Annotated in this window: 11 protein-coding genes; 5 read left to right on the plus strand and 6 right to left on the minus strand. The window is 72.5% G+C overall.

Features of this window, described 5'->3' with window-relative positions; translation table 11 throughout:
- Nucleotides 1-37: 37 nt before the first annotated feature.
- Nucleotides 38-1,375, plus strand: coding sequence for a PLP-dependent aminotransferase family protein (locus ACQPY4_RS21890; RefSeq protein WP_433323434.1), 1,338 nt, complete (start codon nucleotides 38-40; stop codon nucleotides 1,373-1,375).
- On the opposite strand, the gene ACQPY4_RS21895 is transcribed toward ACQPY4_RS21890, so the two are convergent.
- Both ACQPY4_RS21895 and ACQPY4_RS21900 read right to left on the minus strand, forming a co-directional pair.
- A complete protein-coding gene (locus ACQPY4_RS21895; RefSeq protein WP_433323436.1) occupies nucleotides 1,372-3,870 on the minus strand; it encodes a sugar phosphate nucleotidyltransferase in 2,499 nt (832 codons plus the stop codon). The genes ACQPY4_RS21890 and ACQPY4_RS21895 overlap by 4 nt on opposite strands.
- Nucleotides 3,870-4,502 carry a CDP-alcohol phosphatidyltransferase family protein gene (locus tag ACQPY4_RS21900; protein WP_433323438.1) on the minus strand — a complete coding sequence of 211 codons (633 nt, stop codon included), beginning with the start codon at nucleotides 4,500-4,502 and terminating at the stop codon, nucleotides 3,870-3,872. The genes ACQPY4_RS21895 and ACQPY4_RS21900 overlap by 1 nt, the downstream gene beginning before the upstream one ends.
- 252 nt (nucleotides 4,503-4,754) lie before the next feature.
- On the opposite strand from ACQPY4_RS21900, the gene ACQPY4_RS21905 reads away from it, so the two are divergent.
- Together ACQPY4_RS21905 and ACQPY4_RS21910 are read left to right on the plus strand one after the other, a co-directional pair.
- Nucleotides 4,755-5,132 (plus strand): DUF6578 domain-containing protein, encoded by a 378-nt coding sequence (locus ACQPY4_RS21905; RefSeq protein ID WP_433338974.1) that lies wholly within the window; start codon nucleotides 4,755-4,757, stop codon nucleotides 5,130-5,132.
- Nucleotides 5,133-5,160: 28 nt separating this feature from the next.
- Nucleotides 5,161-5,688 carry an NUDIX hydrolase gene (locus ACQPY4_RS21910; protein WP_433323440.1) on the plus strand — a complete coding sequence of 176 codons (528 nt, stop codon included), beginning with the start codon at nucleotides 5,161-5,163 and terminating at the stop codon, nucleotides 5,686-5,688.
- Here the strand turns inward: ACQPY4_RS21910 and ACQPY4_RS21915 are convergent.
- Genes ACQPY4_RS21915 through ACQPY4_RS21925 form a run of 3 tightly spaced genes read right to left on the minus strand, consistent with a single transcriptional unit; the run spans nucleotide 5,666 to nucleotide 11,364 of the window.
- Nucleotides 5,666-6,046 carry a bleomycin resistance protein gene (locus tag ACQPY4_RS21915; protein ID WP_433323442.1) on the minus strand — a complete coding sequence of 127 codons (381 nt, stop codon included), beginning with the start codon at nucleotides 6,044-6,046 and terminating at the stop codon, nucleotides 5,666-5,668. The two genes, ACQPY4_RS21910 and ACQPY4_RS21915, sit on opposite strands and share 23 nt — an antisense overlap.
- Nucleotides 6,043-7,182: a sensor histidine kinase gene (locus ACQPY4_RS21920; RefSeq protein WP_433323444.1), complete on the minus strand. Its 1,140-nt coding sequence runs from the start codon at nucleotides 7,180-7,182 to the stop codon at nucleotides 6,043-6,045. Before ACQPY4_RS21920 ends, ACQPY4_RS21915 begins: the two co-directional genes overlap by 4 nt.
- A 45-nt stretch (nucleotides 7,183-7,227) precedes the next feature.
- The gene (locus ACQPY4_RS21925) at nucleotides 7,228-11,364 is read right to left on the minus strand and encodes a hypothetical protein (protein ID WP_433323446.1); all 4,137 of its coding nucleotides are present in this window, start codon (nucleotides 11,362-11,364) and stop codon (nucleotides 7,228-7,230) included.
- Between the two features lie 80 nt (nucleotides 11,365-11,444).
- On the opposite strand from ACQPY4_RS21925, the gene ACQPY4_RS21930 reads away from it, so the two are divergent.
- Complete coding sequence (locus ACQPY4_RS21930; RefSeq protein WP_433323448.1) at nucleotides 11,445-12,056, plus strand: DUF1266 domain-containing protein; 612 nt, start codon at nucleotides 11,445-11,447, stop codon at nucleotides 12,054-12,056.
- Nucleotides 12,057-12,060: 4 nt separating this feature from the next.
- Here the strand turns inward: ACQPY4_RS21930 and ACQPY4_RS21935 are convergent, their stop codons facing one another.
- Nucleotides 12,061-12,510 carry an ATP-binding protein gene (locus ACQPY4_RS21935; protein WP_433323450.1) on the minus strand — a complete coding sequence of 150 codons (450 nt, stop codon included), beginning with the start codon at nucleotides 12,508-12,510 and terminating at the stop codon, nucleotides 12,061-12,063.
- Nucleotides 12,511-12,635: 125 nt separating this feature from the next.
- On the opposite strand from ACQPY4_RS21935, the gene ACQPY4_RS21940 reads away from it, so the two are divergent.
- Nucleotides 12,636-13,484 (plus strand): helix-turn-helix domain-containing protein, encoded by an 849-nt coding sequence (locus ACQPY4_RS21940; protein ID WP_433323452.1) that lies wholly within the window; start codon nucleotides 12,636-12,638, stop codon nucleotides 13,482-13,484.
- The last annotated feature ends 2 nt before the right edge of the window (nucleotides 13,485-13,486 follow it).

A 13,486-nucleotide genomic window follows, 5' to 3' on the forward strand; every position in this document is an offset into this window, starting at 1 on the left:
ATAGTAGGATTGAACTCGGTGCAATGAGGGGTGATCGGTGGAGGACTACCGGACGGTGGCCGACGCGGTGGCCGCGGAGATCGCGGGCGGGCGGCTGCGGCCGGGCGACCGGCTGCCGCCGCAGCGGGCGTTCGCGCGCGAGCGCGGGCTGGCGCCCTCGACGGCGGCCCGGGTCTACCGGGAGCTGACGCGGCGGGGGCTGGTGGTCGGCGAGGTGGGGCGCGGGACGTTCGTCCGCGCCTCGGAGCCCCTGCCCGCGCCCGCGCTGACCGAGCCCGCCGGGTCGCGGGTCGATCTGGAGCTGAACTACCCGGTGGCGCCGGGGCAGTCGGCGTTGCTGGCGGGCGGGCTGGAGCGGCTGCTGCGCCCCGACGTCCTGGACGCGGCGCTGCGTCCCACCGGGGTCCGGGGGACGGTGGCGGCACGCGAGGCCGCGGCGGCGTTTCTCACGCGCGACGGGTGGGCCCCCTCCCCAGGGGACGTGGTGTTCGCCGGCAACGGCCGTCAGGCGATCTCAGGGGCGGTGGCCGCCCTGGTGCCGTCGGGCGAGCGGCTGGGAGTCGAGGCGCTCACCTATCCGGTGATCAAGGGGATCGCGGCACGTCTCGGCGTCACGGCCGTGCCGATCTCCACCGATGAACACGGCCTGCGGCCCGAGGCGCTGGAGGACGCGCACCGCCGCGCCCCGCTGCGCGCCGTCTACGTCCAGCCCACGTTGCAGAACCCGTTCAGCGTGACGATGCCCGCGCGGCGGCGCGCCGAGCTGGCCGGGACGCTGGAGCGGCTGAACCTGTTCGCGGTCGAGGACGCCATCTGGGCGTTCCTGCGCGACGACGGTCCCCCGCCCCTGGCGGCCTTCGCACCCGACCGGACGATCCTGGCCGACAGCCTCTCCAAGCGGCTGGCGCCCGGACTGGCGATCGGGATGGCGGTCGTCCCGCCGTCCCTGGCCGACCGCGTCGCGTCCGCGCTGCGGTCCGGATCGTGGGCGCCGACCGGGTACGCGCTGGAGGCGGCGGCGGGCTGGATGCGCGACGGCACCGCCGAGACGATCGGCAGGGCCAAGCGGGCCGATGTCGGGGCGCGGCAGCGGATCGTCGCCGAGCGGCTGCCGGGCGCGGCCCTGCGCACCGATCCGCGCTCCTACTTCTGCTGGTGGGACCTGCCCGCGCCGTGGCGCGCCGAGACCTTCGTCGCGGCCGCCGCCCGGCGCGGCATCGCGGTGACACCGGCGGCCGCGTTCGTCGTCGGGCCGGGCGCCGCCCCCAACGCCGTCCGGATCGGCCTGGCCTCTCCCCCTCCCGAGACGCTCGCCCACGCCCTCGGCACCCTCGCCCGCATCGCGGCGGGCACCCCCGACGAGGTCGAGTCCTAAGAACCGGCGCGTTCGACGATCTCCGCCCATTCCTCCAGGAGTTCCTGGGCGGCGTCGGCGTCGGGGCCCTCGGCCCAGAGGTGGGTGACGGCCTCGGAGGGGTCGGGGAGCACCAGGGCCCAGCGGCCGTCGTCCTCCACGACGCGGACGCCGTCGGTGGTGTCGACGGTGCGGTCGCCGGCCGCCTCGACCACGTGGCGCATCACCCCGCCCTTGGCGGCCCACGGGGTCGGGACGGAGCGGCGCAGCAGGTGGGCCTCGGGGATGCGGCGGTCGATCTGCGAGAGCGTCAGGCGGGTGCGCGCCACCAGGCCGACCAGCCGGACGAACGCCGCGATGCCGTCGACCGTGGTGCTGAACTCGGGCATGAGGAAGCCGCCCCGGCCGTCCCCGGCGAAGATCACCTCGGGGCGGGCGGCGGCCTTGGTGAGGACGTCCTGCGAGGTGGAGGTCCAGTCGACCTCGACGCCGTGGAAGTGGCAGACCTGCTCGGCGACGCGGGTGGTGGTGACGGGCAGCGCCACCCGGCCGGTGCGGCGCTCGGCGGCGACCAGGTCGAGCATGACCAGCAGGGCGCGGTCGTCGCCGATCAGCTCGCCGTTCTCGTCCACGAGGGAGATGCGGGCGCCGACGGGGTCGAACCGGACGCCGAACGCGGCGCCCGAGGACGACACCAGCTCGCCGAGCCGCTGCAGGTCGCGCATCCGCTCGGCGAGGGTCTCGGTCGGGCTGGCCTCGTCGAGCAGGTTGTTGCGGGTGAGGACCTCCACGCCGATCTTGCCGAGCAGCGTGGGCAGGACGAGCGAGGAGGTGCCGCCGGCGCAGTCGAGCACGATCTTGAGCCGGGCCTCGCGGACGCCGGAGATGTCGACGCGGCGCAGCAGGTCGTGGGTGTAGGTCTCCACGACGCGCGCCGAGTACGACAGTTCGGCGATCTCGCCGGGGAAGGCGCGGCGGAACTCCTGGCGGCCGAAGACGCGCTCCAGCTTGCGCTGGGCGGCCAGGGAGAGGTCGGCGCCGCGCTCGTCGAGGAAGACGATGTCGACGCGCTGCGGGTCGCCGAGCGTGGTGCGGATGTAGACGCCGCCCGCGAAGTCGGCGCGTCCGGTCTCGGTGCGGGCGACGGGCAGCGCGCACGCCTCCAGGTCCTGGACGTTGATCGCGCCCGCCGTCAGCGCGCTGATCACCGCGCGCTTGAGGGTGCGGGCGGCGCGGGAGGCGTCGCGGCCGGTGACGACCGTGGCGCCCTTGCGCAGCGTGGTGGCGTAGGCGCTGGCCAGCCGGACGGCCAGCTCGGGTGTGATCTCGACGTTGACCAGGCCGGAGACGCCGCGCGGCCCGAACAGCGTGCGCTGGCCGCGCGACTCCCAGATCACGCTGGTGTTGACGACGGCACCGGCCTCGATGGTCTTGAACGGGTACACCTTGACGCCGCTGGAGACGTACGCCTCGGCCTCGATGACGCATTCGTCGCCGATGATGGCGCCCTCCTCGACGCGGGCGCCCGCCATCAGGTCGGTGTTCTTGCCGATCACGCAGCCGCGCAGGTTGGTGGACGGCGCGATGAACACGTTGTCGTGGACGACCGCCCGGTGCAGGAAGGCGCCCTCCTTGACCACGACGTTGCTGCCGAGGACGGTGAACTCGCGCAGCTCGGCCCCGGCCTCGACCTTGGCGTAGTCGCCGATGTAGAGCGGGCCCTTCAGGATCGCCTCGGGGTCGACCTCGGCTCCCTCGGACACCCAGACGCCGGGCATCACCTCGAACGCGCCGAGCTCGACGTCGACCAGGCCCGACAGCAGGTCGGCCTGGGCCTTGAGGTAGCTCTCGTGGGTGCCGACGTCCTCCCAGTAGCAGTCGGCGACGTATCCGAACAGCCGGGCGCCCTCGGCCAGCAGCTTGGGGAAGACGTCGCCGGACCAGTCGACGGACTCGCCGTCGGCGACGTGGTCGAGGACCTCGGGCTCCATGACGTAGATGCCGGTGTTGACGGTGTCGGAGAACACCTGGCCCCAGGTCGGCTTCTCCAGGAAACGCTGGATGCGGCCGTCCTCGTCGCAGATGATGATCCCGAACTCCAGCGGGTCGGGGACGCGCTTGAGCCCGATCGTGACCAGCGCGTCGTTCTCCTCGTGGAACCGGACCAGGTCGGTGAGGTCCATGTCGGTGAGGGCGTCGCCGGAGATCACCAGGAACCGGTCGTCGCGCAGCGCCTCGGCCGCGTTCTTCACGCTGCCGGCCGTGCCGAGCGGCATCTCCTCGGTGGCGTAGCTCAGCGACATGCCGAGCTCCTCGCCGTCGCCGAAGTAGTTGCGGATCAGCGCCGCCAGGAACTGGACGGTGACGACCGTCTCGTCGAAACCGTGCCGCTTGAGCAGCCGCAGCACATGCTCCATGATCGGCTGGTTGATCAGCGGGAGCAGCGGTTTGGGCTGGTTCGCGGTCATCGGCCGCAGCCGCGTCCCCTCGCCGCCCGCCATCACCACGGCCTTCATCAGGGCGCCTCCGCTCCGTCGGGTTCGGGGCGCCCGGCGCGATCGGCCAGCACGACCTGCCGCGCCTGGACCCAGTAAAGGACGGCCGCCCACCAGTACAGCGCCGTACCCCAGATCGCGAAGGCCCATCCGACGACCTTCGCGCCGGTGGCCACGCCGCCGTCGTGGTCGCCGAGCAGGAGCAGCGGGAACGCGTACAGCAGGCACATCGTGCCCGCCTTGCCGACGAGGTGGACGGGCAGCGTCCCCACGTACCCGAGCCGCCGCATGATCGGCGCGATCGGCAGGATCGCGAACTCGCGCGCCACCAGCAGGGCCAGCAGCCAGATCGGGATGATCTCGCGCACCGACAGGCCGACGAGCGTGGCGAAGATGTAGAGGCGGTCGGCGGCGGGGTCGAGGATGGTGCCGAGCTTGCTGGTCTGGTTCAGGACCCGCGCCAGCTTGCCGTCCAGCCAGTCCGACAGGCCCGCCAGCACCAGGACGCCCAGCGCCCACCAGTCGGCCTCGATCAGGATCAGCCACAGGAACAGCGGGACCCCGGCGAGCCGCGCGAAGCTCAGGATGTTCGGCACCGTCCAGACGCGGCCCGACACGGCGGCGTCCGGCGTCCGATCGATGTCAGGACTCACTAACGCGTTCGCCTCCCCTGTCCCCCATGATCCTGACCTTATAGGTAAGCCTTTGAAAGCCCCCCAAGGGAGCCGCGCGGACGCGGCGGGCCCGCGCCTGGAACGCGCCCGCGAACGCTTCGGCGACCTGACCGCGAGCGACGGCCGAGTGACGCGCCGCACGCGCACCCGGACCGAAACGACGTTCCCCGTCCGGAATCGCGAAATGTTCTCGGCGCCCCTCCGCGCACACGGAAGACTGGGGGCGTGGCGATGATCGTCTGGGTGGACGGGTGGCAGATGCAGTGCTGCGGCGAGCCGTTCGCGGTCGGGGCGGCGGTGTCCTGGGAGCTGGTGGGGCCCGATCGCGAGTGGCTGACCTCGGTGCTGGGCGCGCAGACGGCGGCTGTGGTGGACGGCGCGGAGGAGCGGCACGGCCGGACGGACGGGCGCCCCGTGCATGCCCGGGTCGCCTCCGTCGAGGTCGTGCATTGCCGGTTCGCGGCCAAGCCCGGGGCCGAGGGGCTCTGGCCCGTGGCTGGTTCGGGGGTGCGGACGGCCGTGACCTCGGTCGACGGGCGGGAGGGCGCCGAGGACGGCCTGGAGTTCGTCGGGTACCTGGTCGGGCTCGCGGACCCGGCCGGAGGGTGAGCGCGGCGCTGGCGATAGCGTCCGGGGCATGCGGTGGACGTTGCATGGGGAGCGGTCTGTCTATGACAGCCCGTGGCTGACGGTTCGGCTGGCCGATGTGGAGCTGCCCGACGGGCGGCGGTTCGACCACCATCTAGTGCGGACGCGGCCCGCGGCGGGGGTGGCGGCGATCGACGAGCGGGACCGGGTGCTGATGATCTGGCGGCACCGGTTCATCACTGACCGGTGGGGGTGGGAGATCCCCGGCGGCCGGGTCGAGGACGGCGAGGAGCCGGGCGAGGCCGCGGCGCGCGAGCTGGTCGAGGAGACCGGCTGGCAGGCGGGGCCGCTGCACCATCTGCTGGACGTCCGGCCGTCGCCGGGGCTGCACGACGGCGTCCACCACCTCTACCGCGCCGAGGGCGCGGTCAGGATCGGCGAGCCGACCGACGTGGAGGCCGAGCGGATCGAGTGGGTGCCGCTGGCGGACGTGCCGGGCCTGGCGGCGCGCGGGGAGATCGGGTCGGCCTCGACGCTGGCCGGGCTGCTCTACCTCAGCTCAGGTGGCCGATCCTGAGCAGGTTGCCGTCGGGGTCGACCAGGGCGAACTCGACCATGCCGTAGTCGGTCTCGGCCGGGGCGAGCAGCCGCGGCTCGGCCGTGGGCTCGGCGCTGATGCCCAGGGACTCCCACTCGCGGTACAGCGCGCGGGCGTCGCCGTCGAGCCGCAGGTAGAGGGCGTGCGCGTCGGACTTGGGGTCCATCGACGGCTCGCGCGTGAAGTGCAGCTCGACGTCGTCGCGGACGATGATGAGGTAGCCCTCGTCCTCGTAGAGGCCGTCGAGCGTGAAGCCGAGCCTGGCGTAGAAGTCGGCCGTGGCCACCAGGTCGCGGCTCGGCAGGATCGGTGCGGTGCGGCCGGTCAGCGTCGTCATGCGGAGTCTCTGCCCATCTCGATGGTCGTGGCGTCGAGCACCATCGGCAGGACGGCGGTCACGGTGAACCCGCCGTTCTCCCCGGCGCCCGCCCGGAGCGTGCCGCCCACGCTAAGGGCCCGCTCCGACATTCCGAGGATGCCGAAGCCATTCCCGTCGCCGGAGGGTCCGCATCCGTCGTCGGAGACGGTCAGCGTCAGGTCGTCGCCGTAGGTCACCCGGATCTCGACGCGGGCCGCGCGGGCGTGCTTGACGACGTTGGTCATCGCCTCCTGGACGATGCGGTACACCACGATGCCGACTTCGGGGGGCGGGCGGTCGTCGCCGTCCTCGACCAGCACGGCTTCCAGACCGGCGGCGCGGGCGGCTCCGGCGAGGTCGGGCAGGCCCTCGACGCCGGGTGGCACGACGATCGCGTCGGACGCCTCGTCCTGCCGCAGCACCTGGAGGGTCGCGCGCAGCTCGGCGCGGGTCTCGCGGCAGGTGGCGGCGATCGAGCCGAAGGTGGCGGCGAGCTCGTCGCGGTCGAGCGGCCGGTCGCCCTTGAGCTGGTGCGCGGCCGCCCCGGCCTGGACGCCGATGACGGTGATGCTGTGGGCCAGCAGGTCGTGCAGGTCGCGGGCGATGCGCAGCCGCTCCTCGACGCGCTCGTTCTCGGCCCGCTCGGTGATCGCGGCGACCCGCGCCCGGTGCACGCGCCATGCCTGGATGGCGACGACCACCGCGACCGCCGCCTCGATGACGGCGATCTGCTCGGTCCAGTCGCCGTCGCTCATCCGCAGGCTGAACACGGCGGCGCAGAGGGTCAGCACGATCATCGTGCCCACCAGGACGGCGCGCACCCGCCGTCCCAGGATCGCGAAGTTCAGCAGCGCCAGCGCCTCGACCGGCACCACGGCGTGGTGCTGGAACTGGCACAGGTGGAACGGCAGGACGACGGCCATCACCGCGACCAGCACCGCTCCCGGGTGCTGACGCCGCCACAGAAGCGGCAGATGGGCCGCGACGATCATCGCCATGCCGCCCGCGCCGATCGGCCGCACTCCCGGCCACCGCACCGCCGCCGCGAGCGCGATCGTCATCAGAGTCGTGGCCAGCAGGCCGTCCAGCACCGCACCCCGCGCCCGTATCCCCACGCGGAGATCCTCCCATGACCGGGCCACGAGGTCCCCAGGACCCGGCTACAAGCTCAGTCGCGGGACGACGCCCCGGATGCCGGTCTCGAACACGGCGATGTCGTTCTGGATCCCGACGACCAGCGTTCCGCGCTCGCCGAGGGCGATCCCCCGGCAGGTGTCGGGGAGCCGGAACTCGTCCAGGGCCGCCCCGGTGGTCAGGTCCCAGGTCGTCACCGAGCCCTCGTAGCCCGCGGCGAGCACGACGGGACGCCCGTCCAGCAGCCCGGTGGTGAGGTGGCGGAGGTGGGCCGAGCCGGTCGGGATCGCGCGCAGGGTCCGCCGCCCTGCCGCGTCCCACACGCGCAGGACTCCTCCGTCGCCGGTCGTGATCACCACCGGCAGGCCGTCGACGTTCGCGGTGGTGACGGCGCCGGACGCCGCCGGTTCGAGCATGGCCAGGCGCGAGCCGTCGGCGAGGTCCCAGAGGTCGACGGCGTACCTGTCGCTCAGGTGCCCGGTCGTGACGGCGGCGGCGGGCCTGCCGTTCACGTCCAGCAGCGCCACGGCCGTCGGGTGGGCGGCCCCCGTGTCGCACCGCTCTTCCTCGACGCCGATGTCGATCCCCCGCCGCCGACCGAGGATCTTTCCCGTGGCCAGGTCGTAGAGCCGCAGGACGTCTCCGGCCGACGCGATGGCCGCGACGGGCCGGCCGTCGACCCGCCCGGTCGTTCCCGCCTCGACGTGCCTGGCGTAGTACGGCTCGGTCAGGCCACCGGTCTTGAGGGACACGCCGCCCCCGAGACCGGGACGGCGGACCTCGGCGAAACCGACCCCGCCGAGCACGATCAAGGGGTGGCCGTCGTGCTCGTCCATCCCGGCGAACTTGGTGTGGCCGACGGGCATCCGGGCGACGACACGGTGCGCGTCGAGGTCCCACAGGAACGCGGTGTCGTCCAGGCCGACCGAGAGGGCGAGGCGGTGCTCGCCGCGGTCGAGCACGGCCAGCCCCATCAGGTACATCCCGTGGCCGGGGGCCGGATCGCCCAGCCGCTGGTCGGCGAGGGTCAGATCCCAGAGCCGGACGGTGCCGTCCCAGCCGCCGCCGGTCACGGCCACCGGACGGCCGTCGACCTTCGTCACCGCGACGGCCTGGGTCCCTTCGGTGTGCCCCGCCAGCGGCCGCCCCACCGGGCGCCAGTCGAGCAGGTCCCACACCAGCAGCGTGGTGTCGTCATCGTCGGGACCCGGGTCGTTGTGCCCGGACGAGGTCACCGCGATGGGGCGGCCGTCCAGCTCGGTGACGGCGATGCCGGACACCGACCAGCCGTGGTCGCTCCGGGGTTCGCCGATCATGCGGCGGGTGCGCAGGTCCCACAGCTGAAGCATGCCGGAGCCGTCCGCGCACCCGTTGACGACGACCGGCCGTCCCGCCACCTCGGCCACCGCCAGGTGGAAGACCGCACCCGGGGTCGGCATCGCCGGGCCGATCTCGCGCCCGGACCGCGGGTCCCACACCTGCACGGAGGTCCATCCTCCGGTGACCGCGACGGGATCGCCGTCCAGTTCGGTGAACGCGACGGCGCGCGGGCGCTCGCCCATCGGACCGGCGACGAGCTCGTGCGTGCGCAGGTCCCACAGGCGCATGCCCTTCCTGCCGAGGCTCACCCACACCGGCCGCCCGTCGAGCTCGGTCACCGCGACCCCGTCCACCGAGTCGCCCTGGTCGAAGGTCCGCTCGACGATCAGGCGCGCCGCCAGAAGATCCCATACCTGGGCGCGGTTCGCTCCGCCGACGACGGCGAGCAGCCGGTCGTCGAGGGTGGTCAGCGCCAGGTAGGGCGACTGGTAGCTCGACCAGGGCAGCCCGTCGATGACGCTGCCGATCGGGCGCTGGTCGGCGACGTCCCACAGGCACATGCGGCCGCCCTCGCTGCCGCTGAGCGCGATGGGGCGGCCGTCGTACGTCCCGGCCGCCATCGAGCTGATGTTGCCCCGATGGGCGGTCAGGGTGGCCAGCAGCGCGCCGTGCTGGCGGGCCCCGGTGGCGAACCGGACGGGCCACGACGACGACTCCCGCGTGAACGACGCCTGGAGGTCGCGGGCGCCCAGGCGCGCGGCGTCGAGTGCGAGCACCCGGGCCCGGGCGTTCGCGTCGAGGCGCCGGTGGTCGGCGCTGGACGCCCGGTAGCACGCCACCGCCAGGAGCCCTTCGGGCGTGGCCGCCTCGTGCAGGACGGCCAGCAGCGGGCTCGGATCGGCGTGGACCAGGAAGCCGCCGTCGCTCATCAGGTCGTCCAGCGTGCCCGCACGGGCCGCGTGCCCGGCGAGCTGGGCGCGGACATACGGGTCGGCGTCCTGCCACCTCCGGCGCCCCTCCTCCACCGGCACCGTGGCCTCCAGTGCCCGGACGACGACCCGGTGCGGATCGCGGACCAGGCAGTTCTCGCGCAGATGCTCGTCGAGGACCTCGTGGTACAGGCGGTAGGTCGGCGTGCCGTCCGGGCGGACCGCCGTCTCGATCAGGTACGAGGCCGCGGAGTCGAACACCCGGGTCAGGTCGGCGGCCGACACGGTGCGTCCCGGTGTGAGGGCCTCCGCGAGCCGGAGCCACAGGTCGTTGCGCGGCAGCCCGCCGCCAGCGCCGAAGGCCAGAGCGGTGAGGACGCGCTCGACCAGGGCCCGGTCCGGCCCGAACGCGTCGAGGTACTTCTCCATGGCTTCGCCGACGGTCGAGGGGAGTTCCTCGTCCAGGTCGGCGCCGGTTCCCGCGAGGAGCAGCCAGCGGCTGGTGAGCTGGGCGACCAGGAAGTTGTGCCGGGCCCGCTCGGCGATGGCCGCGGCGAGGCCGGGCACGTCCCGGTGGCGGCCCGCCAGTCGCCGGGCGACGTATTCGGCGATGTCGTCGCGGCGCAGGTAGCGGTCCGACTCCAGGTCGATCGTGGGCGTCGAGCGTCCCCAGGCCCGCTGGACGCGGGCGCGCATGCTCCCCGGCGGAGCGGTGCGGACCCCGACGACAACGCGCGCCACGCCCGCGCCCGCCAGCTCGCTCAGCAGGCGCGCGATCCGCAGTGACTCCTCGACGGTGGCGGCCTCGTCGAGCGCGTCGCACAGCACCGTGACCGGACGTCCGGCCGCCGCGTGCCGGTCGCGCAACGCGACGAGCAACTCCCCCGGGTCGGCGGCGAGCACGTCCGAGAGCGCGGCGAGGCGGGACACGACGTCGTCGACGGTGAGGCCCTTGAGGTGCAGGGCGACATCGACGGCACCCAGGGCCGGACGAGGCCCGTCGTCCGGGACGCTCGCCGCCCATCGCGGATCGGTGCTGACCAGGGTGTGGGCGAGCAGGGCCGACTTGCCCGTCCCGGGTCCGCCGGTGACCACCAGCAGCGGCGGGCCGTCCTCCAGCCAGGCGCGGATCTCCCGGCGGGCCTCGGTGCGGCCGGTGAAGTACCAGGTGCCGGAGTCCGACTCGACCTCCGAGCCGCGAGCCCGGGGCAGCCAGTGGGTGCGCAGAGCCGGGTCGTGGTCGAGCCGCCACCCGAGAAGATCGCGCAGCCACGGCCAGGTCTCCAGCAGGGACGCCAGCGGGAGCACGCGGGCGCCGTCCGCGCCGGGCGCGAGCAGGCCGACGACCGCGTCGGCGTCCCGGTCGAACACCGGCGCCCCGGCGAAGCCGCCGTCGGACTGCCACTGCTCCGCGACCCGGCGCACGCCGAACCACCGTCCCCCAGGCCCGGCCGGACCGTCGAGATGGCCCCCGACCTGGACGACCTCGACCGCACCACCCGGAAACCCATGCGCGACGAACGCATGGCCCTCGGCGAGCGACGGCGCGGCCAACGGTGCCGCGACCACATCGGCGGCTTCGGCCAGCTCCAGCACCGCGGCGGTCGACCCACGCTCCACCACCCTGGCAACGCACCCGCTCACTCCCGCGAAGGGCAGGTCGACCAGAAGGGTCTCCGATGACGGCGAGCCGAGGGTCAGAATTCGCAGCGGGTCGAGCAGCACCCCGGCCGTCCCGTCGGAGAGACGGACCAGCCACGACGGCCGCTCGGCGGCCCGGCCCCGCGACGAGGCCGACCGACCCGTCGGAAGATGCAGGTGGACGCCGCCGCTGATCGACCCGGCCTGGATCAGAGAGCCCGCGACGTCGCCGGTCACGATGTTGACCGTGCGATCCGGACCCCTCTCGCCCATGCAGGCATGGTCGCAGAACGCGTTTTCCCTGTCAGGCGATCCCTGGGCCTGAGGGCGTCGCCCCGGTAAGGTGCACGGCCGTGACCCCAGGACTCCCCGCCGAGTACCGCTTCCCGGTGCCGCTGACTACGCATCAGCTCTGGATGGTGTCCCTGTGCGCCCCCGTCAACAGGGGCTCGGACACCTCCCGGACGACCCTCTACCCGTACAAGATCACCGATGACGATCGGGCCCGCGAGTGGCTGGCCGACAGCTGGGGCGTCGTCTCGGCGGACGAGGTGTACGACGCCCTGGAGGGCCTGGCCGAGTCGGGCTACCGCGCCCAGGTCGAACGGCAGTTCGGCGTCTCGCCCTTGGCCTGGGACGTCGCGCTGTACGTCGACGTCGTCCGCAACGCCTTCGCCTGCGGCTACCTGGACGAGCCCTCGGCATGGCGGCACCTGGCGGCCGTCGTCCCGCCCGCCACCCGCAGGTACGACTCGTGGCGCAGGTTCGCCGAGGACTACCTGCTGGGCCGCGTCGTCTGGACGGGCACGCTCCAGGGCACCCCCGACGAGGATTTTCCCGCGCCCCAGGTCGAGGCGGACGAGCACATCCAGCGGCTGCTGTATCCCCCGAACCACGAAAGCCCCTGGAACAGGGTCCCGTGGCAGGCGATCCACCATCCGGACCAGCCCCGCCCCCACCACTGACAAGTCATCCCCCGAAGGCGGCGAACTCGGCCCACACGGTCGTGCGCAGCCCGTCCTCCAGGTAGCCCCACCGATCGGACAGCGCCCCCAGCAGAAGCAGACCCCGCCCATGCTCGCTGAACGGCTCCCCCGGGGGAACGAAGAGGGTGGGTCGTGCCCCGCCCGCACCATCGTCGGTGACTTCCGTCCGGACGACGCCCCGCGCCGCACAAACGGACACCGTGACCAAGCCGCCTTTCCCCGAGGCGGTGTGAACTGTTGCATTGGCGAACTTTTCAGTGAGGCAGAGACCTATATCGCCTAGGCGCGGATGGTCGGCGCCTATCATGTCCCTGGCGAACCCCCGCAGATACCTGGCGGACCTCCCCACGCCAGGAAGAGTGATCGTGCCGAGCACGGTGAATTCAGCGTTCACGGGCCCTCCGCGTCCGGTTACATGTGTCGCGTGACACATTCGCCCCTGACCTCGATCGACTCAACACCTTCGCGAGGATTCCAAAGGATCTCGAATCTCCGTCTTCAGAAAACTGAATCTTCAGACGCCCAGCATTCGATAGCGAAGCGTGAAACCGTGACTACATGGCCCACGAGAACCGGCCCTCGGTACGCTTCCGCCGCATCGGCAGCGCCCTGCGCCAAGCCCGCGAGGAGCGCCGCCTCACCCTGGGCACCGCCAGCCGCCGCTTCGGCAAGTCAGCGGGCTGGCTCAGCACGGTCGAGACCGGCCAGATCCCCATCAGGGTCGACGACCTAGCCGACCTCCTGGACCTCTACGACATAGACGACGGCCCGCTACGCGAGTCGCTACTCCACCTCGCAGCCCAAGGCCGCCGCAAGAATTGGGCGCAGGCTCGCGAGGGACGCATCTCCGCAGCGGCGCTCGATTTGGCCAGCCTTGAGGATGACTCGGCACATATGCGCGCATTCCAACCCAACCTGATTCCAGGGTTGCTGCAGAATGAGATGTACACGAGAGCCTTGATCGCGGCCGGACTGCCAAGCGCCACACGCGACCCTGACGCACTTGTAGCCTTCCGAATGGCGAGACAGGCGGTACTCAGACGTCAGCCACCACCTCGCTACGCCGCCATCATCGGCGAATCTGCCCTTCACCACCCTGTCGGCGGGCGCACGACGATGCAGGACCAGTACCGCCTCCTCAACGCCACCGCGCGCCTTCCCCACATTTCGCTTTACATACTCCCGAGTTCCGCCGCCGCATGCCTCTGGGTAGCTGGTCCCTTTGACATCTTCACCCTTCGCCCACCCGGGCGACTTACTGTCACCGTGATCGAGCAGTTCAGCCAGAGTCTTTTCATTGAAGATGAGCAAGAGGTCGCCTATCACGAACGAATCTTCGACCACCTCCTCTCCGTTTCACTCAACGAATCTGATTCGCTGGAGGTCCTCCAAGGGCTAGTGTCATAGGC

The sequence above is a fragment of the Spirillospora sp. CA-294931 genome (assembly GCF_050946795.1).
Lineage (GTDB): Bacteria > Actinomycetota > Actinomycetes > Streptosporangiales > Streptosporangiaceae > Spirillospora.